Origin of the sequence: Variovorax sp. LjRoot290, from assembly GCF_964253985.1 — a bacterium.
GTDB lineage: Bacteria > Pseudomonadota > Gammaproteobacteria > Burkholderiales > Burkholderiaceae_C > Variovorax.
In genome coordinates, this window is record NZ_CAXURW020000001.1 from 162,953 (window position 1) to 180,622 (window position 17,670).

Here is a 17,670-nt window from a genome sequence, read left to right on the forward strand (position 1 = left end):
CAGGAGCAGCGCCATGAGCTATGTCACCACCAAGGACGGCACCCAGATCTACTACAAGGACTGGGGCACCGGCAAGCCCGTCGTCTTCTCCCACGGCTGGCCGCTCGATGCGGATGCGTGGGACCCGCAGATGCTCTTTCTGCTGCAGCACGGCTGGCGTGTGATCGCGCACGACCGGCGCGGCCACGGCCGCTCGAGCCAGCCGGCCGAGGGCAACGAGATGGACACCTTCGCGGACGATCTCGCGGCGGTGATCGAGTCGCTGGACCTGAAGGGCGCGACGCTGGTCGGCCATTCGACCGGCGGCGGCGAGGTGACCCGCTATGTCGGCCGGCACGGGACCAAGCGCGTCGCCAAGGTCGTGCTGATCGGCGCCGTGCCGCCGCTCATGCTGAAGACCGAGGCGAATCCCGGCGGACTGCCGATCGAGGTCTTCGACAACATCCGCGCCGGCGTGGCCGCCAACCGCTCGCAGTTCTTCAAGGACCTCGCGGTTCCTTTCTACGGCTACAACCGGCCCGGCGCAAAGATCTCCCAGGGCGTGATCGATTCGTTCTGGGGCATCGGCATGCTCGGCGGCATCAAGTCCGAGTACGACTGCATCAAGGCCTTCTCCGAAACCGACTTCACCGAAGACCTGAAGAAGTTCAACGTGCCCACGCTCTTCATCCACGGCGACGACGACCAGATCGTGCCGATCGGCGCATCGGCCGCGATGGCGTCCAAGCTGGTGAAGAACTCGACGCTCAAGGTCTATGCGGGCGAGTCGCACGGCATCTGCACCACGCAGCCGGACCGGGTCAACGCCGACCTGCTGGCCTTCCTCGAAGACTGAGCGTCGCCATGCTCGGCCTCACACCGCCGGGTGCGATCCACACCGCCATCAGCCTGGTGGCGCTGGCGGCGGGCTTGCTCGCGCTCATCCGCCACCGGGAGATCCTGCCCAGTAACCGCCTCGGCAGGGCCTACATCTGGGCCACCGTGCTGACTTGTCTCACCGGCTTCGGCATCTTCCAGCACGGCGGCTTCGGCAAGCCGCATGCGCTGGGTGTGCTCACGCTGGTGGTGCTCGGGATCGCAGCACTCGCTGGCCCCAAGAAGCGCAGCTTCGGTCGCGCGTCGCCTTACGTCGAAACCATCGGCTACAGCGCCACCTTCTTCTTCCACATGATTCCGGGGCTGACCGAAACCTTCACCCGCCTGCCGCTCGGCGCGCCGCTGTTCTCGGGGCCCGAAGACCCGGCGCTGCAGAAACTGGTCGGCTTTTTCTTCGTCGTCTTCGTCGTGGGCGCCGCGCTGCAGGTGCGCCGCCTTCACCGGTTGCGGGCCGATGCGCCTGCGCCGGGCATCCAGGGAGCAGGGCCGTGAACGCGTCCGGATGCCTCCTTGCGATGGCCCTCGCGGTCTTCGGCGCCGCAGGAAGCGCGCAAGCGGCCGATCAAGAAGGGCCCGTTCGCATCAAGGTGCAGCCCTTCGTGACCCTGCCCGACAACGTCCGGCATCCGGAAGGACTCGCCTCGAATCCCGCGAACCGCGAGATCTACGTCGGCACCTTCGACGCCCGCATGCCCGAGTCGGCACGCAACAACCAGCTGCTTCGCTATTCGGCGGATGGACGCCTGCTCGCGCAGAAGAGCTTCGGGCCGACGCCCTTGACCGGCATCGAGTTTGCAGACGGCAAGCTCTACATCCTGAACTTCGGCGCATCGAAGCTGCAGCGCATCGATGCCGCCTTCACCTCCGCCACGCCGGTGGAAGACGTCGCTGTGTTCACGGCCCTGGTGCCGCCCACGCCGTTGCCGAGGCCGGTCGCGAATCCGGAAGGCAGCAAGGACATCATCACCTTCGGGTCCAGCGGATTCCCGGCGCCCAACGGCATGGTGTTCGACAAGGCAAGAAACCTGTACGTGTCCGACTCGTTCCAGGGCGCCATCTATCGCATCGAGCGGGCGACGAGCTGCGCGCCATCGTGTGCCGTGGTGCCGATATCGCGCGACCCACTGCTCGCGACGGCCGGCACCTTGCCCTTCGGCGCCAACGGGCTCGCGTTCAATGCCGACGAAAGCCTTCTCTATATCAACAACGCCGGCGACGGACGCCTGCTGCGCATGCCGATGCCGGCGGGGCCGCTCGGCATCGTCGCCGAGAGCGTGCATGGCGCCGACGGCCTGATGTTCCACCGCGGCCTGATGTGGATCGCATCGAACCAGGCTGACGTGGTGCTGGGGCTCGACGAGAAGGGCCGCACCGTGGTTCGCGCGGGCGAGTTCGATGGCATCGGCAGCGACGGGGCGCCGCGGGGACTGCTGTTTCCGGCGAGCACTGTCGCGCAAGGCGACTGGATGATCGTCTCGAACCTTGCCTTGCCGCTCACGCCCGCAGAGGGCGACGAGTGGGAGGAGAAAGTGACGCGATGGAATCTCGTCCGGTTCAAGTTGCCCGCGCCGGCCCGCTAGCCGACGGAGGGTCTTATCTGGCCAGCAGCGGTATCGGGTAAGCGAAGTCCACGAAGGCCGTGGCCTCGAATTCCGAGTTGTCTTTCTTGCGCGGCATGGGCAGGGGTTCGGGGATGCCCACGAAGGCAGTGGCCTCGAACTCCGAATCGTCCTTCTTGCGCGGCGAGGACATGGGCAAGGGTTCGGGGATCTCCATGAAGTCGGTCCGCGCAAAGCTGGTATCGACATGGCGCGCTGGCTGCTGTGCCAGCGCATGCCGCTCCCTGGCCGTCTGGCGCAGCCGCGCCAGGTCGGCCCTCACCTCTTCGAGCGAGCGCATCGTCTTCGCGCCGACGGGCGCTTCGGCCTCAGGGGCTTGCACGACGATCGTGGGCGCTTTCATGACTGGCGCGGGAGCAGCGGGTTGAACGGCAACCGGCTCGACCTCGGGCCGTGCCGCTTCGAAGCTCGTCGGACGGAACTCGCGCCTGGCCGGGGCCTCGCTTCGAGGCTTGGCCCGCACGGCCGGCCGCATCGGCACGGGCGCCGCCAAGACGGCCCAAAGGCCGCGCGGGATTCGAAAGAGCGGTTCGAGAAGGCGAGATGCGTTCATGACTTAAGGCTCGAAATTGTGTCGTGCCATTGTCAAACGCGGTCGAATGAAGGCAAACGGGTTACATCGTGCGCCGCGCCGCGAATTGCGCACAACTGCACGAACCTTCAATGCCTTTGCGAGCGCCGAAATCGCGGAAGACGGTCAAGCCCGATTCGGCGCGTCACAGCACCGTCACCGGGCGCATCGATAGTCGCGCCATCTGCACCGGTTCCCGCGTGCGATCGGAACATGCACCAAAGAACAGCGCTGCCGCAATTCGATGGACCAGGAGGGACCCTGCCATGACGATCCGCCACTTCGCGCTGAGCTGCGCATTGACTGCCGTTGCCGTCACAGGCATCGGCTTGGTCTCTGCCCCTGTTCAGGCCCGTTCGGCCCAGCCGATCAAGACCATCGCCTTCAACGACCACGACGATGATCGCGATCGCGACCATCACGGTCGCCCGCGCGAGCCCATCAAGATCAAGATCATCGGCTTCAACGACTACCACGGCAACCTGCAGTCGCCCGGCACCTTCGGCATCAACACCGTGGTCCCCGCGGCGCAGCGTCCGGCCGTGGGCGGTGCCGAGTACCTGGCGGCCTACGTGGCGCGGCTGAAGGCGCAGAACATGCTGAACGTGGTCGTCGGCGCCGGCGATTTCATCGGTGCCTCGCCGCTGATCTCGGCCCTGTTCTTCGACGAGCCGGCAGTCGAGACGCTGAACAAGATCGGGCTCGAGTTCAATGCCGTCGGCAACCACGAGTTCGACAAGGGCTCGGCCGAACTGAAGCGGCTGCAGAACGGCGGCTGCAAGCTCACCAACAGCGTCCCCGACCCGAACAGCTGCAAGGGCGTGGGCTCCAACGCACTGGGCACCTTCGACGGTGCGAAGTTCAAGTGGCTGTCGGCCAACGTGTTCGAGACCGCCACCGGCCGCACCCTGCTGCCGGCCTACGGCATCAAGAACTTCCGTGGTGTGAAGGTGGCCTTCATCGGCATGACGCTGAAGGGCACGCCCAGCATCGTCACGCCGACTGGCGTCGCCGGTCTCGAGTTCCGTGACGAGGCCGAGACGGTCAACGCATTGATCCCGCGCCTGCGCGCGCAGGGCGTCGACGCGGTCGTCGTGCTCGTCCACCAGGGCGGCTTCCAGACCAGCCCGAACGTCGGCGACATCAACGGCTGCGACGGCAACCTGAAGAACGCCGACGGCAGCGACTCCGAGATCGCCAACATCGTCAAGCGCCTGCGCAACGGCGTCGACCTGGTGATCAGCGGCCACACGCACGCGGCCTACAACTGCTCCGCCAACACGGTCGACGTGAAGAACGTCAGCGGGGTGGCGGTCAGCACGCCGCGCCCGACCGGCCTGCCGAACAGCGAGGGGCGCCTGGTCCCGGTCACGAGCGCGAGCGCCTTCGGCCGGGTGCTGACCGACATCGACCTGAGCGTCCACCCCCGTTTGCACAAGGTGCTGGCGGTGTCGGTGACCAACCGGCTGGTCGACCGCACGGACGTGGCGATCAACAACGCGATCGCCACCGATCCGAGCGTGAAGAACATCGTCGACGGCTACAACGCGCTGGTGTCGCCGCTGGCCAACGCGGTGATCGGCACCATCGCCGCGCCGCTGCCCAATGCCGCGAACAGCGCCGGCGAGATGCCGGCGGGCAGCCTGATCGCCGACGCGCAGCTGCAGGCCACGCAGCCGGCCGCGCTCGGGGGCGCGGTGATGGCGTTCATGAACGCCGGCGGCGTGCGCAACCCCGGCTTCGCGATCGCCGGTGCCAGCTACCCGTACAACGTGACTTACGGCAACGCGTTCACGGTGCAACCCTTCGGCAACAGCCTGGTGACGATGACGCTGACCGCGCTGCAGCTGAAGAACCTGCTCGAACAGCAGTTCGTCGGCTGCCAGGGCCAGATCCAGCAGCGCATCATGCAGGCGTCGAACGGCCTGAAGTATTCGTGGAGCGCCGCCGCCGCACCCTGCTCGAAGATCGTCAACGTGGTGCTCACGCCGACCGACGTCACCGTCACGCCGCCGGTTGCGACCGGCGCGCCGGAGACCATCGTGGCCAACGGCGTGGTGCAGAACCCGACCAAGACCTACCGGGTCACCGTCAACAACTTCATGGCCACCGGCGGCGACGGCTTCACGGTGCTCCTGGGCGGCACCAACGTGCTCGGCGGCGCGCAGGACATCGATGCGCTCACTGCCTACCTGAACGCCGGCTACAAGTCGCCGAAGTCCCCCTACGACCCGACGCTGCCGGCGCTGGCGATCCCGCGCATCACGGTGCTGCCCTGACCAGCAACCGGGCCGCGTGCGTCGTCGCGATCGCCTGCATCGCGCTCGGCCTGCCGGGCATGCGCGCCGATGCGCAGCCGCGTTCGCCGGCAGCGATCACGGACATGCGCGTGCTGGACACGACGCGGATGGAAGCCCGCTCGGCGCTGCTCGGCCGCGCCGAGTCGGAGCTCGTGCGCGGCGACATCGCGGCGGCCACCGACGCTTTCGACCGTGCCGCCCTGATGCTGCACGCGCCCGACACCGAGATGGGACTGGTGCGCACCTACATGCAGGCCGGGCAGTACCGGCGCGCACTCGCCTTTTGCGCGCACACCGCCGGCGCGCACCTCGAATCGGCCCCGGCCGGCGCGCTGTACGCGTGGCTGCTGCGCGCCGGCGGCCAGGCCGCGTTCGCCGAGCGCGTGCTGAACGAGACGCTCGCACGCTTGCCGCAGGATCCCGTGCTGATCGAGGCGCGCAGCGCTCTTGCGAAGCCCTTGCCGGTGGCGGCAGGGCCGTTGCTGCAAACGCCGCACCGGATGGCACCCCAAGGCGTGATGGCGCGCGGGCAGGCAGAGATTCCGGAGACGGCACGGATCGTCTCGAGCGGTGTGCTGATCAACGACGGCACGCTCGCACTCGTGCCGAGCTCGGCCGCGCGCTCGGCGGCCTCCGGCACGCTGTGGGTGCGCAACGGCCTCGGGCAGACCACGCGCGCGCGGATCGACGGCGACGCCAGTGCGCAAGCGCTCGAGGCGCTCGGCGTCACGGTGCTGCGCCTTGAGGCCGCATTGGACGCGACGGGAGCGCAGGCCGTGGCGGCGCGCGATCCCTTCGCGGGAAGCCCGGGCTTCGCGCTGGAATACGCCGCGCCGGGCGCCGCCGTCGCCGCATGGCCGTGGCTGCGGCAGGGCTTCCTCGGTTCGTTTCAGGGCAACGCCGGCCTTCGGCGATTGGGCATCGAGGTCGCCGACGGGCCGCACGGCGGGCCGGTGCTCGACGCCAACGGGCGCCTTGCGGGCATGGCCTTGCAGGGCTCCGAGCGCGAGGCCGTGATGCTGCCTGCGTCGCGGTGGCAGTCCTTGCTGGAGATCGCGCCGGCCACGCCGTCGCCGAGTGCCGTCGACCCCGCTGCATCGGCGCGGCCTTCGAGAGTGATTCCGGTCGACGAGGCCTATGAAAGCGGGCTGCGACTCGCGCTGCAGCTGATCGCATTGCCCTGAGGGCCCGTTTTTCGTTGCCTCACGAGGTCGCGCCGCACTCACCGCTGCCGCTGCGCTTCGCCAGTGCGGTGCCGCGAACCGGCGTCGCAGCACCCGTCCGGCTGCGCGCGGTATGGATCAACAGGGCGCCGACCACCATCGCCATCCCCAGCAGCTCGTTGCCCGAGGGCAGCTTGCCCAGCGCCACGCTCATCAGGAGCGCCGACACCGGGATGAAGTTCAGGAAGGCCGTGCCCGTCACCGCACCGAGGGTGCGCACGCCGTGATTGAAGGCCAGCACGGCCATGGCCGAGGGCACCAGGCCGACGAAGACCAGCACGTGCCACGAGAGCGCCATGCCTTCCGCGCTCGGTACCGCGGCCAGGCCGAAGGCGGTGGCCAGCAACGCGCCCAGCAGCAGCACGGGCCAGGCGGTCAGCACGGTCAGCGCGGTGTATTCGACGACGTCGAGCCGGTCGGCGAACTGTGTGGCGCCGCGCGTGTACCAGACCCAGCCCAGCGTGCCGAGGAGGGCGATCGCGTCGCCGTAGGCGGTCGATGCGCCGGCCTCTGCGCCGTGCGGGAAGAGCACGCCCGAGACGACGACCACGCCGGCCAGCGCCAGCGCGCTGGTCGAGAGCGTCGCGCGCGTGGGCCGCACGCCGTCGAGCACCCAGCGCAGCAGCTGTGCGGTCATCGGCGTGGTGGCCATGATGACCGCGCCGTGCGAAGGCAGCGAATGGGCGAGGCCCGTGAGCAGCAGCACGCTGAACACGCCGAAGCCCGCGATGCCGCGCAGGGCCAGCGGGCCGGCGTGGGCGCGCAGCTTTCGCCAGGGCGCCGCGCCGCGCGGGGCGAGCAGGGCCACGAACACCAGCGCGGAGAGGCTGTAGCGGATCAGCGTGAACCAGAATGGATCGACGTGGTGGAGAACGTTCTTGCTGACGAGGAACATGCCGCCCCAGGTGGAGGTGGCGGCGAGCAGCGCGGCGATGCCGAGCGCGCGTGGGTGGATGGTCTTGAACATGAGCCGAATATCGGCATCGGGGTCCGCATTGACCATTCGTTTCTTTGGACCGGGGTCTCAGGATTTGCGAACAGACGAATCCGGCCGGCGCGCTCACAATTTGCGACATGGAGCTCTACCAACTCAAGACCTTCGTGGCCATCGCGCGCGAGGGCAGCCTCACGCGGGCGGCCGAGCGCGTGTTCACCAGCGCGCCGGCCGTGAGTGCGCAGCTCAAGGCGCTGGAAGACGAACTCGGCGTCAAGCTTTTCGAGCGCACGCCGCGCGGCATGACGCCGACCGAAGCCGGCCACACCCTGCTGGAGGAAGCGGAGCGCACCCTGGCCTCGGCGACGCGCATGCGCTCGGCGGCCGAGCAGATCCGCGGCGCGGCGCAGGGCGTGGTGCGCTTCGGCACTGTGGTCGATCCGGTTGCGCTGCGGCTCGGCGAAGTGCTGGTGAAGCTGGCCGAGCGCCATCCGCAGGTCTCGCTGCAACTGCAGCAGGGCCTGTCGCACCGGACGCTGGAAGGCGTGCGGCGCGGCGAGCTGGACTGCGCCTATGCGCTCAGCGACAGCGAAAAGCTCGACGGCCTCGTGCTGCAACGCCTCGGTGTCGTCGACCTGGCGGTGACGCTCCCGCTGCCGCTCGCCGAGGCCCACCCCGCGCTGGATCTCGAGGCCCTGACCCAGCTGCCCTGGGTCGGCACGCCGCCTTCATGCATCCTGCGCGCGCACCTCGACGGCCTGTTCGCAAGCGTCGGCCGCGAATACCGCCCCGCGCGGACGGCCGACAGCGAGAGCGCGATCCGCAGCATGGTCGCGGTCGGCCTGGGCGCCGGGCTTCTGCGCGTCGACCAGGCCGAGCAGGCCGAGCGCAACGGCGAGCTGAAGATCTGGCAGGGCTGGCGCTCGCACACCTGGCTGTGCTGGGTCGAAGCGGCCGGGAGCAGCCGCACGACGGCGGTCGATGCGGTGCGCACCGCGGTGCTGGAGGCCTGGGCCTGAGCTTCCCGTCGGCTTCGTCCGTGGAAGACAAAGCCTCGTTTCCTACGCCGGCCGCCACCGTCCCGGGTGAGTTTGCGGCGCATGGAAGAAGACCTGTGGGCGTTGGAAGAGCGGCTCTGGCTCGGTGACGCGCTCTTCTACGAGCAGCACCTGGCAGTCGATGCGCGCATGGTCTTTCCGCAGCCCGTGGGCATGATGGGACGCGCGCAGATCCTGGCCTCGATCGAGCCGGACAAGCGCTGGCGCCGGGTCGAGTTCGCGAACCAGCATCTGCTCGCTCCGGCCGAGGGCACGGCGGTGCTGGTCTACGCCGCTGCCGCCGATCGCGGCAGCACCGGCAGCGCCTATCGCGCGCAATGCAGTTCGGTCTATGTTCGCACCGGCGGCCGCTGGCAACTGGTGGCGCACCATCAAACGCCGGCCGACTGCAAGCTCAGCAGCTGATCGGCCGCCGCTGCCTTCGGCGGCTGCGGCTTCGGATCGCAGGCGGCGAGCGTTGCCAGGGCGATGCATGCCAGCGCAAGAGTGAGCTTTCGATAGGTCATGGTCGTCTCCTTGGAGCGCATGGGCACTTCGTCACGATTCTGCCTCCGCACGGTGCGGCCGGATGTCGGCGCATGACCTACAGCGCGCGGCGCATTCCGGATCAATACGCGAAGTTGCGCACTTTGACTCGAAAGTTCTACCTGGCGTTGGCGCGCGTTGACCGCAGCGCGGGGCCCCTGACCTATTCTGCGGGCTCGCAACTAATCGAGACATCCATGATGAAACACCGCGTCGATCGCAACGCAAGCTTCGCCCCTTGGGCCGCGGCTTTTCTGCTGGCCGCTGTCGCTCCGGCCCATGCGCTGGTGCTCGGCGTGACCGAGGGCGTGACCTACAAGGCCAGCGACAGCCAGATAGAAGCCAAGTTCGAGCCGATCGCCGAGGCACTGAGCAAGGCGCTCAAGCAGCCCGTGACCCTCAAGGTCTTGAGTTCGTACGCCAATGCGCGCGAAGCATTGAGGCAGAACCAGGTCGATCTGGCCTTCGTGCATCCGGCCCACATCGCCTTCGAAGCGACCAAGGGCGGCAACTACAAGACGCTCGCCTGGACCGCGGGCTTCACCGAATACAAGGTCTCGTTCCTGTGCAAGGACCTGCAGACGATCTCCAACTGGAAGGAGATCGCCGGCAAGAGCCTGGTCATGCCCGACCCGGATTCCATCACCTCGGTGATCACGCGCGCGATGCTGCGCGAGCAGGGCCTGCAGGACGGCGCGGTCAAGACCACCAACACGCGCTACCAGGACGCGGTGCCCTTCTACGTGCAGAATGGTTTCGCCGCCTACGGCGCCACGGCCTCCGCCGGCGTGGTCAAGGCCTGGAAGTCCACCGGCGGCAAGACCTGCGCCGAATCGCGCGCCGTCCCCATCAAGCAATGGCTGTCATCGAGCAAGCTCGATGCGAGCGCGGTCGCCACGGTGCGCGACACCTTGCTGGGGCTCGGCCAGTCGGAAGGTGGCAAGCGTGCGCTGGCCACTTCGACCTATACCGGCTTCGTCGCGCCTTCAGCGGAAGTCGAGAAGAGCCTGATGTACTGGCTCGGGATCTAGGCCCTCGACCAAAGCCGCACTGCGAGCGCCGCGCCGGCCGCCGCAGTGGCGAGCGCCGTGACCGCCATCCAGCCCCATTCGGCGAACAGCAGGCTGCCCAGCGCCGCACCGATGGCCATGCCGATGAACATGCCGACGAAGAGCACGGCATTGAGGCGGCTGCGCGCGCCGGGCTCGATGCCGTAGACGATGGTCTGGTGCGCGATCAGCGCGGCCTGGATGCCGAGGTCGAAGCCGATGGCGCAGGCCACCAGCAGCGCCAGCCGAGCGTGCGGCTGCATCAGCGGCGCCAGCGCCATGGCCGCGAAGGAGAGCACGACCAGCCCCGCGCCCAGGCGCGTCACCAGTTCCGGCCCGCGGCGATCGGCGATGCGGCCGGCGATGGGCGCGGCCAGCGCCCCGGCGGCGCCCGCCAGCCCGAAGGCGCCGGCCGCGGCGCTGCCGAGGTGGAACGGCGCGCCGTGCAGCATCACGGCCAGGGTGGACCAGAAGGCGCTGAAGCCGACCGAGAGCAGGCCCTGCGCCAGCGCCGCGCGGCGCAGTGCGGCATGGCGCTGCCACAGCTGGGCCAGCGAACCGAGCAATGCGCCGTACGCCAGTTGCGTAGTGGGCTGGAAGCGCGGCAGCCGATGCCATGCGGCGGCGCCGATCAGCGCGATGCTCGCCGCGGCCGCGACGAACACCGCGCGCCAGCCGAAGTGCTCCGCCACGAAACCGCTCGCCACGCGCGAGAGCAGGATGCCCAGCAGCAGCCCCGTCATCACCGTGCCGACCACCTTGCCGCGATGGGCGTCGGGCGCGAGCGTGGCGGCGGCCGGCACGATGTCCTGGGCCATCGTCGCGGCCAGGCCGATGACCAGGCTGACGACCAGCAGCGCGCCGATGGAGGGAGCAACGCCGGCCAGCAGCAGCGCGGCGCCGAGCACGGCCGCCTTGAGCAGGATGATGCGGCGCCGGTCGTAGCGGTCGCCCAGCGGCGCCAAGAGCAGGATGCCGAGCGCGTAGCCGAGCTGCGTCAGCGTCGGGATGAAGCCGACGGCCCGGTCGGAGGCGCCGATGTCCGCACCCAGCACGCCGAGCATGGGCTGGCCGTAATAGATCGAAGCGACGGCGAGGCCGGCCGCGGTCGCGAGCAGAAGAACCAGCGACGCCGGCAGGCCCTGGGCCGCGCGGGCCGGCTCCGGGGCCGGCACGACGGCTGCTGTGGCATGCGAGCAGTGAATACCAGACATGGTGTTAACCCTTAGAAACTCTTGAGGGACGGAGTGTGAGGTTTGAGTGCTCTCAGTGGTAGCCGCAAGCCGCGCACAATTGATATACGCTGCTCGCATGGTGCGTCGTGACGCGAAGAACGAACTGACTCCGAAAGGGGAAGGGACCGACTTTGCTTGCTGCGCCTGTCCAACGGGTGCAAGTCCCGTCCCGGTAAGCGTCGGTGCGCCGGGTAGCAGACCCCAGGCGGAGCGGGGAGACCTGGCCGCCCGAGCGGGGTGTCAAAAGCCCGTGAAGCAGCTTGAGCTGTTCAGCGGGGAGCAAGCACGCGGGCCGCAACATGAAGTGAAGCCTGCAGCCTCGACAGAGTTACAACCCGCAGGCCGAGCCGATCATGTCGCGGCGAAGGCAACATCGGGCGCGCTTGAACCGAACGGTGCGCAAGACTGCGGCGGGGTATGGGGAGCAGCACGTGTGCAAGGACAGGAGCGGAACACGAGAGAGCCGTCTGCGCGGCCCGGGTCGGGGCAAGCGCGCTCGTATAAGCCCAAGGCGAAATCGAGGCGTGCGCAGCGGCAGTCCGAGGGGATCGTAGTACTGCACGGTGGGGCGCAAGCCGCACCGACGAAGGCCGCGCGGCATAACGCGGCTGGAGGGAAGGGTCCCTGCGGTGGACATGCTGGGGATGCAGGTAAGCGCGAGGGAATGGCCGGCCTGACCGGACCTAAAGACCCCGTGGGGCGAGAGCCCGATGCCAAAGTGCGACAACTGCAAAGACAGCTCTGGGCCGCAGCCAAGCGGGCACCGGGTAGGCGTTTCCACGCGTTGTACGGGCAGATTTGCAGGGATGACATCCTGCAGGAGGCGTGGAGGCGAGTGAAGGCCAACCGAGGCGCAGCCGGAGTGGACCGCCAGAGCATCGATCAAATCCAGCAGTACGGGGTTGATCGCTTCCTGGGCGAAATTGCGGCGACGCTGAGGGCGGGCGACTATCGTGCGCAAGCCGTGCGGCGCACATACATACCGAAAGCCGATGGAAGCGCGAGGCCGTTGGGAATCCCCACGGTGCGAGATCGGGTAGTGCAAATGGCGGCCAAGCTGGTGCTCGAACCCCTGTACGAGGCGGACTTCCTGTCCTGCTCATACGGGTTCAGGCCCAGGCGCAGTGCCACACAGGCCCTGGAGGAGCTGAGGAAACTCGGAGCCCAAGGCGGCCAGTGGGTGCTGGAGGCCGACATCCGCGACTACTTCGGCAGCATCGATCACGGCAAGCTGATGAAGCTGGTGGAGCGGCGCGTGTCGGATGGGCGCATGCTCAAGCTGCTGCGCCAGTGGTTGCAGGCGGGGGTGTTGGAAGAAGGCGCCGTGCGCAGCGCGGCGGCCGGAACGCCGCAAGGCGGGGTGATCTCGCCGTTGCTGGCCAACATCTACCTGCACGTACTGGACCAGGTGTGGACGAAACGGTGTGCCCATCTGGGCACGCTGGTGCGCTATGCGGATGACTTCGTGATCATGTGCCGCAATGGCGCGGACTGCGAAGAAGCCCGCGAGCGCATCGGCCACATCATGCAGCGGCTGGGGCTTGAGCTGCATCCGGGCAAGACGCGCGTGGTGGAGCTGACGCAGGGCAAGGAAGGCTTCGACTTCCTGGGCTGTCACCTGCACAAGCGCATGAGTGGGCGGCTGTGGCAAACCAAGGGCTTGCGCAGGTACTACCTGCATCGCGGGCCCAGCGGGCGAGCCATGAACCGCATCCGCGAACGCGTGCGGCAGATAACGCCTCGGGGGCGCTGTCATCAGGATGTGCGAAGCGTCATCGCTGAGCTCAACCCGGTGCTGCGCGGTTGGGGTCAGTACTTCCAAAGCGGCAACGCCGCGCGGCAGTTCGGCGCGCTGGACTCCTTCGTGGTGCGGCGGCTACGCAAGCTGCGCGTCGCGCGCAAAGGGCGCAACCTGCGTCCTGGCGAAGCTCCCGGCTACTCGCGTGAATACTTCGAAGCACTCGGTCTGTATCGCCTGCGCGGAACCATCCGCTACCCGGCGCATTCCCTCTTGCCCAACAAGGGGGCCGCGTAATGCTGCGAGCCGACAGTCCACCGGTAAGCCGTGTGCGGGAAATCCGCATGCACGGTTTGAACGGGGGCGTTGGCTCTTCGATTCAACATCCATAAGAGCCAACGTCTACCAATGAAAGAACCCGGCTCACCCTCGGCCTCCGCCGACCGCATCGCGCTGATGCAGACCTTCGTCCGCATCGTGGAAGCCGGCAGCCTGTCGGCGGCCGCGGCGCAGATGGGATCGACGCAACCCACCGTGAGCCGCCGCCTGCAGGTCCTGGAACGATCGCTCGGTGTGCGGCTGCTGCAGCGTTCCACGCATGCGATGAAGCTCACCGAAGACGGCGAACGCTGCTTCGAGCGCGCCAAGGAACTGCTCGCGAACTGGGAGGCCTTCGAAGCCGACCTGCGCGGCACCGGCGACGAGCCCGAAGGCAGCTTGCGCGTGATCGCGCCGCATGCCTTCGGCCAGTCGCAGCTCGTCGAACCGCTGGCCCGCTTCCTGCGGCGCTACCCGCGCGTGACGGTCGAGTGGCTGCTGCACGACGATACGCAGGACTTCATCGCCAACGGCATCGACTGCGCCATCCAGATCGGAGAAGTCAGCGACCCCGCGCTGGTCGCGATCAAGCTGGCCGAGGTGCCGCGCATCGTGGTCGCCGCGCCCTCGGTGCTGGCCGGCGCGCCGGTGCCGGCGCACCCATCCGAGCTGGCGGGCTTGCCCTGGCTGGCGCTGCGCACCTACTACCGCAACGAGGTGACGCTCACGCATGCGGCGAGCGGCGAAACCCATCGCTTCGCGATCCGGCCGCGCATGAGCACCGACAGCCTGCTGGCCCTGCGCCACGCCGCGGTGCTGGGGCTGGGCGCGGGCGTGGGGTCGGCCTGGCTGCTGACCGAGGACCTGGCCCAGGGCCGGCTGATCCAGCTCGCGCCGCAATGGTGCGCCGCGCCACTGCCTGTCTACGTGGTGTATCCCCACGCCCGCTTCTATCCGGCCAGGCTGCGCCGCTTCGTCGAGGCGATGCGGGAGGCCATGCCGGCGGTGGTGGGGATGCGCCAGCGCGAAGAAGCTATCCTACGCAGGCCTTGATCACGGGCCCGTGGCTGCCGCCACCCGTCGACCTGACCATCCAATCCGTATGAGCAAATCCATCCTCGCATCCCTGGCCTTGGCCGCATGCTGCGCCGGCGCTCTCGCGCAGCCGCTCAAGCTTCCCGTTGAAAGCAGCGACCAGGGCACCCTCTACGTCGCGCCCAACGTGTCGCCCACCGAGACCTCGGCCCGCACGAATGGCGCAACGATCGGCACGCAACGACTCGACGGAAGCGGCGCGTACGGCGGCGTCGACACCTCCGGGTCCCGGCCCAACTATTCGCTCGGTGCAAGCACGGGCGGCAGCACCTCTTTTTCGGCAGGCGCCCATTCGGACGGCAAGAGCAACGCGGGCATCAAGGCCGGCGTGACGATCAAGTACTAGCCGACGTTCACGCGCGGCGAAACAGCAGCACCGCGTTCGTACCGCCGAAGGCGAAGGAACTGCTGATCGCGGCTTCGAGCTGCGGCGCGGCTTCACCGGCCTCGCGCACCAGGTTCAGGCTGCACTCCGGGTCGATGGTCTGGCAATGCGCGTTGGGCGGCAATTGGCGCCGCGCCAGCGCCAGCACGGTGATCACCGCCTCGAGCGCGCCGGCGGCGCCGAGCAGGTGGCCGTGCAGGGCCTTGGTCGAGCTCACGCGCAGATCGTCGAGCGCCTCGCCCCACACCTCGGCCAGCGCGTTGCGCTCGACCACGTCGCCGATGCGCGTGGCCGTGCCGTGCGCGTTGCAGTAGCCCACGTCGCGCGGCTGCAGGCCGGCCTGCCGCAACGCGGCGCGCAGGGCGCGGGCCTGCCCCGGGGCGTCGGGCTTGGTCAGGTGGGTGGCGTCGCAGCCGATGCCCCAGCCGGCCAGCGTGGCATGGCTGCGCGCGCCGCGCAGGCGTGCGCGCTCGGCCGATTCGAGGACGAGGAAGGCCGCGCCCTCGCCGAGCGCGAAACCGCTGCGGTCGCTGGCAAAGGGCCGGATCGCGCTGGCCGCTTCGCCGGGCGCGAAGCCGGCCAGGGTCTGCATCGCCTGCCAGGCCAGCAACACGCCCGGCACGATCAGCGCTTCGCTGCCGCCGGCGATGGCGATGTCGACCTCTCCGCGCTGCACCGCCTTGGCTGCCTCGGCAATGGCCACGGCCGACGAGGCGCAGGCCACGGAATAGGTGAGCACCGGGCCGTGGACGCGCTGCCGCATCGCCACCTGCGAGGCCGGCGCGTTGGGCATGAAGGCCGGAATGGTGAGCGGCGGCATGCGCCCGGCGCCGCGGTAGGCCGCCTCGAGCGCGCCCGCGCCGCCCATGCCGCAGCCGGCGTAGACGCCTATGCGTTCGGAGTCCACGTTGCCGAGTGCGCCTGCATCGCGCACCGCCAGGTCGGCCGCGGCCACGGCCAGCTGGCTCACGCGGTCGACGCCGGCGAGCTGCAGCTTGGTGAACCAGCGGGATTCGTCGAAGGCCACCGTGGCGGCGGCGGCCGGCTTGGGTAGCTCGGGGAGGACGGGTCCGAGCGCCGATTCGCCGCGCATCAACGCTTCGAAGACCGTGCCCGGATCGTCGCCATGCGGCGCGACGAGGCCCAGACCGGTGACGGCGACCTCGGTTGTCACTTGGCCTGCGCCATCCTGACCTTGTCGACCATGGCCGCGAGGCCGGCCAGCGTGTCGACGCTGTTCGCGTCGTCGTCGGTGATGGAGATGGAGAAGTGGTCTTCGATCGCGAACACGAATTCGACCAGCGTCAGTGAATCGAATCCCTTGTCGCGCATGGACGCGTGAGGGTCGAGCGCCGCCGCCTCGATGCCGTACTTCTCGTGGATCAGATCCTGTAATACTTTCAGCGAGCTCATTGTGCGATGTCCGTCCTCACGCCGGCCCTGGCCTCATCGATGGGGAATGATATCCGCTCGACCGAAAATGGCGCGGGCCACGCGCTGCGGGCCGGGCCGCCAGCGCAGCGAGGGCAGCACGAAGGCGATGCCGAGCAGCACGCCGGCCAGCGCATCGAGCACCACGTGCTGCTTGATCGCCAGCGTCGACCAGGCAATGGCGGCGAACCACAGCCAATTCAAGAGGCGCACGAAGACCGGTGTGCGCGCCCGGCGCAGCACGTCGTCGATGCGGATGACGGTGAACATCGCGACCGCGACATGCATCGAGGGGCAGGCATTGCCTGGCGCGTCCACGCCCTGCAGCAGCGCGAAGCCCGGGAAGTCCGAGGCCGGCGCCGCGAGCGGCACCTGCGTCGGCCAGTAATGGAACAGGCCCAGCCCGGTCAGGCACAGCGCGCCGACCCAGAGGCCATAGACCACCAGCTCGCGAAAGCTCAGCTGCAGCCCGGGCGCGACGCCCACATACAGCCAGAGCGAAAAGTAGGCGACCAGCGCCTGCGGCTGGAACGGGATCAGGTGGTCGAGCGCAGTCAGCGGCATCACCGTGACCGCGAAGTCCGGGTGGCGCAGCATGTGGAAGTAGCCGATGAAGAAGAGCCAGGTGAACACCGTGACGCCGACGATCTTCAGTGCCAGGTGGCGGCGAATCCGCAGGCCGATGTCGGCGGTCCAGGTCTGTGGAGGGGAGGGCGCCATGTAAGGGTCGATCGGGGCGTTGATGTTTCGACCGGGTCGATCATGCCTGAGCGGGCCCTTGACAAGAGCCCGGTCCAAACCAGATACTGAACCTTCAAGTTCAGTTATGGCCCTTTCGAAAGGAATCCCATGCAGAAGATCTCTCCCTTCCTGTGGTTCGACGGCAAGGCCGAAGAGGCCGCGAAGTTCTACACCGCCATCTTCAAGAATTCGCGCATCACCAATGTGATCCCCGGACCCGGCGGCACGGTGATGGGCGTGAGCTTCGAGCTCGAAGGACAGGAGTTCATGGGCCTGAACGGCGGGCCGATGTTCCAGTTCACGCCGGCCGTCTCCTTCTTCATCAAGTGCGAGACGCAGGAAGAGATCGACAACTACTGGACCCGGCTCACCGAGGGCGGCGGCGAGCCGCAGCCCTGCGGCTGGCTCAAGGACAAGTTCGGCCTCTCGTGGCAGGTGATACCCGATGCGCTGGGCACGATGCTACAGGACAAGGACCCGGCCAAGGCGCAGCGCACCATGGAAGCCATGATGAAGATGTCCAAGCTGGACATCGCGGCGCTGAAGAAGGCCTACGACGGCGGCTGAGCCCT

19 protein-coding genes are annotated in these 17,670 nt (G+C 68.4%); 12 read left to right on the forward strand and 7 right to left on the reverse strand.

The window, feature by feature from the left end; genetic code table 11:
- Nucleotides 1-13 precede the first annotated feature (13 nt).
- The 3 genes from ACSQ9A_RS00875 to ACSQ9A_RS00885 are packed head-to-tail and all read left to right on the forward strand — an operon-like array spanning nt 14 to nt 2,456.
- The gene (locus ACSQ9A_RS00875; RefSeq protein ID WP_436302353.1) at nt 14-835 is read left to right on the forward strand and encodes an alpha/beta fold hydrolase; all 822 of its coding nucleotides are present in this window, start codon (nt 14-16) and stop codon (nt 833-835) included.
- Between the two features lie 8 nt (nt 836-843).
- Nucleotides 844-1,368: a hypothetical protein gene (locus ACSQ9A_RS00880; protein WP_436302354.1), complete on the forward strand. Its 525-nt coding sequence runs from the start codon at nt 844-846 to the stop codon at nt 1,366-1,368.
- Nucleotides 1,365-2,456, forward strand: coding sequence for an SMP-30/gluconolactonase/LRE family protein (locus ACSQ9A_RS00885; RefSeq protein ID WP_436302355.1), 1,092 nt, complete (start codon nt 1,365-1,367; stop codon nt 2,454-2,456). Before ACSQ9A_RS00880 ends, ACSQ9A_RS00885 begins: the two co-directional genes overlap by 4 nt.
- Before the next feature lie 13 nt (nt 2,457-2,469).
- Here ACSQ9A_RS00885 and ACSQ9A_RS00890 read toward each other — a convergent pair whose 3' ends face one another.
- On the reverse strand, nt 2,470-3,048 hold the full coding sequence (locus tag ACSQ9A_RS00890; RefSeq protein WP_436302356.1) for a hypothetical protein: 579 nt from the start codon (nt 3,046-3,048) through the stop codon (nt 2,470-2,472).
- A gap of 284 nt (nt 3,049-3,332) precedes the next feature.
- Here ACSQ9A_RS00890 and ACSQ9A_RS00895 point away from each other — a divergent pair, with 284 nt between their 5' ends.
- Nucleotides 3,333-5,345 carry a bifunctional metallophosphatase/5'-nucleotidase gene (locus tag ACSQ9A_RS00895; protein WP_436302357.1) on the forward strand — a complete coding sequence of 671 codons (2,013 nt, stop codon included), beginning with the start codon at nt 3,333-3,335 and terminating at the stop codon, nt 5,343-5,345.
- 59 nt (nt 5,346-5,404) lie between these two features.
- On the forward strand, nt 5,405-6,550 hold the full coding sequence (locus tag ACSQ9A_RS00900) for a tetratricopeptide repeat protein (protein ID WP_436302358.1): 1,146 nt from the start codon (nt 5,405-5,407) through the stop codon (nt 6,548-6,550).
- Nucleotides 6,551-6,569: 19 nt separating this feature from the next.
- Here ACSQ9A_RS00900 and ACSQ9A_RS00905 read toward each other — a convergent pair whose 3' ends face one another.
- Nucleotides 6,570-7,592, reverse strand: coding sequence for a DMT family transporter (locus ACSQ9A_RS00905; RefSeq protein WP_244503804.1), 1,023 nt, complete (start codon nt 7,590-7,592; stop codon nt 6,570-6,572).
- A 71-nt stretch (nt 7,593-7,663) separates the two neighbouring features.
- Here ACSQ9A_RS00905 and ACSQ9A_RS00910 point away from each other — a divergent pair, with 71 nt between their 5' ends.
- Both ACSQ9A_RS00910 and ACSQ9A_RS00915 read left to right on the forward strand, forming a co-directional pair.
- On the forward strand, nt 7,664-8,542 hold the full coding sequence (locus ACSQ9A_RS00910; protein ID WP_436302359.1) for a LysR family transcriptional regulator: 879 nt from the start codon (nt 7,664-7,666) through the stop codon (nt 8,540-8,542).
- 81 nt (nt 8,543-8,623) lie between these two features.
- Nucleotides 8,624-8,986 (forward strand): nuclear transport factor 2 family protein, encoded by a 363-nt coding sequence (locus ACSQ9A_RS00915; RefSeq protein ID WP_436302360.1) that lies wholly within the window; start codon nt 8,624-8,626, stop codon nt 8,984-8,986.
- Here the strand turns inward: ACSQ9A_RS00915 and ACSQ9A_RS00920 are convergent.
- Complete coding sequence (locus ACSQ9A_RS00920) at nt 8,953-9,087, reverse strand: hypothetical protein (RefSeq protein ID WP_280142623.1); 135 nt, start codon at nt 9,085-9,087, stop codon at nt 8,953-8,955. The two genes, ACSQ9A_RS00915 and ACSQ9A_RS00920, sit on opposite strands and share 34 nt — an antisense overlap.
- A gap of 216 nt (nt 9,088-9,303) precedes the next feature.
- On the opposite strand from ACSQ9A_RS00920, the gene ACSQ9A_RS00925 reads away from it, so the two are divergent.
- On the forward strand, nt 9,304-10,137 hold the full coding sequence (locus tag ACSQ9A_RS00925; protein ID WP_436302361.1) for a phosphate/phosphite/phosphonate ABC transporter substrate-binding protein: 834 nt from the start codon (nt 9,304-9,306) through the stop codon (nt 10,135-10,137).
- Here the strand turns inward: ACSQ9A_RS00925 and ACSQ9A_RS00930 are convergent.
- Nucleotides 10,134-11,369: an MFS transporter gene (locus ACSQ9A_RS00930; protein ID WP_436302362.1), complete on the reverse strand. Its 1,236-nt coding sequence runs from the start codon at nt 11,367-11,369 to the stop codon at nt 10,134-10,136. The two genes, ACSQ9A_RS00925 and ACSQ9A_RS00930, sit on opposite strands and share 4 nt — an antisense overlap.
- 685 nt (nt 11,370-12,054) lie before the next feature.
- On the opposite strand from ACSQ9A_RS00930, the gene ltrA reads away from it, so the two are divergent.
- The 3 genes from ltrA (at nt 12,055) to ACSQ9A_RS00945 (ending at nt 14,887) form a co-directional block, all read left to right on the forward strand.
- Nucleotides 12,055-13,425, forward strand: a complete 1,371-nt coding sequence (gene ltrA, locus ACSQ9A_RS00935) for a group II intron reverse transcriptase/maturase (RefSeq protein WP_436302363.1) — start codon at nt 12,055-12,057, stop codon at nt 13,423-13,425.
- 111 nt (nt 13,426-13,536) lie between these two features.
- Nucleotides 13,537-14,499, forward strand: a complete 963-nt coding sequence (locus ACSQ9A_RS00940; RefSeq protein WP_093104497.1) for a LysR family transcriptional regulator — start codon at nt 13,537-13,539, stop codon at nt 14,497-14,499.
- 49 nt (nt 14,500-14,548) lie between these two features.
- Nucleotides 14,549-14,887: a hypothetical protein gene (locus ACSQ9A_RS00945; RefSeq protein WP_436292278.1), complete on the forward strand. Its 339-nt coding sequence runs from the start codon at nt 14,549-14,551 to the stop codon at nt 14,885-14,887.
- Nucleotides 14,888-14,894: 7 nt separating this feature from the next.
- On the opposite strand, the gene ACSQ9A_RS00950 is transcribed toward ACSQ9A_RS00945, so the two are convergent.
- Genes ACSQ9A_RS00950 through ACSQ9A_RS00960 form a run of 3 tightly spaced genes read right to left on the reverse strand, consistent with a single transcriptional unit; the run spans nt 14,895 to nt 17,077 of the window.
- Nucleotides 14,895-16,100, reverse strand: a complete 1,206-nt coding sequence (locus ACSQ9A_RS00950; protein ID WP_436302364.1) for a beta-ketoacyl-[acyl-carrier-protein] synthase family protein — start codon at nt 16,098-16,100, stop codon at nt 14,895-14,897.
- Nucleotides 16,097-16,339, reverse strand: coding sequence for an acyl carrier protein (locus tag ACSQ9A_RS00955; protein WP_093104493.1), 243 nt, complete (start codon nt 16,337-16,339; stop codon nt 16,097-16,099). The genes ACSQ9A_RS00950 and ACSQ9A_RS00955 overlap by 4 nt, the downstream gene beginning before the upstream one ends.
- 33 nt (nt 16,340-16,372) lie before the next feature.
- Nucleotides 16,373-17,077 carry a phosphatase PAP2 family protein gene (locus tag ACSQ9A_RS00960; RefSeq protein WP_436302365.1) on the reverse strand — a complete coding sequence of 235 codons (705 nt, stop codon included), beginning with the start codon at nt 17,075-17,077 and terminating at the stop codon, nt 16,373-16,375.
- 129 nt (nt 17,078-17,206) lie between these two features.
- Between ACSQ9A_RS00960 and ACSQ9A_RS00965 the strand changes: the two genes are divergently transcribed.
- Entirely contained in the window at nt 17,207-17,665 is a 459-nt protein-coding gene (locus tag ACSQ9A_RS00965; RefSeq protein WP_436302366.1) for a VOC family protein, read from the forward strand.
- The last annotated feature ends 5 nt before the right edge of the window (nt 17,666-17,670 follow it).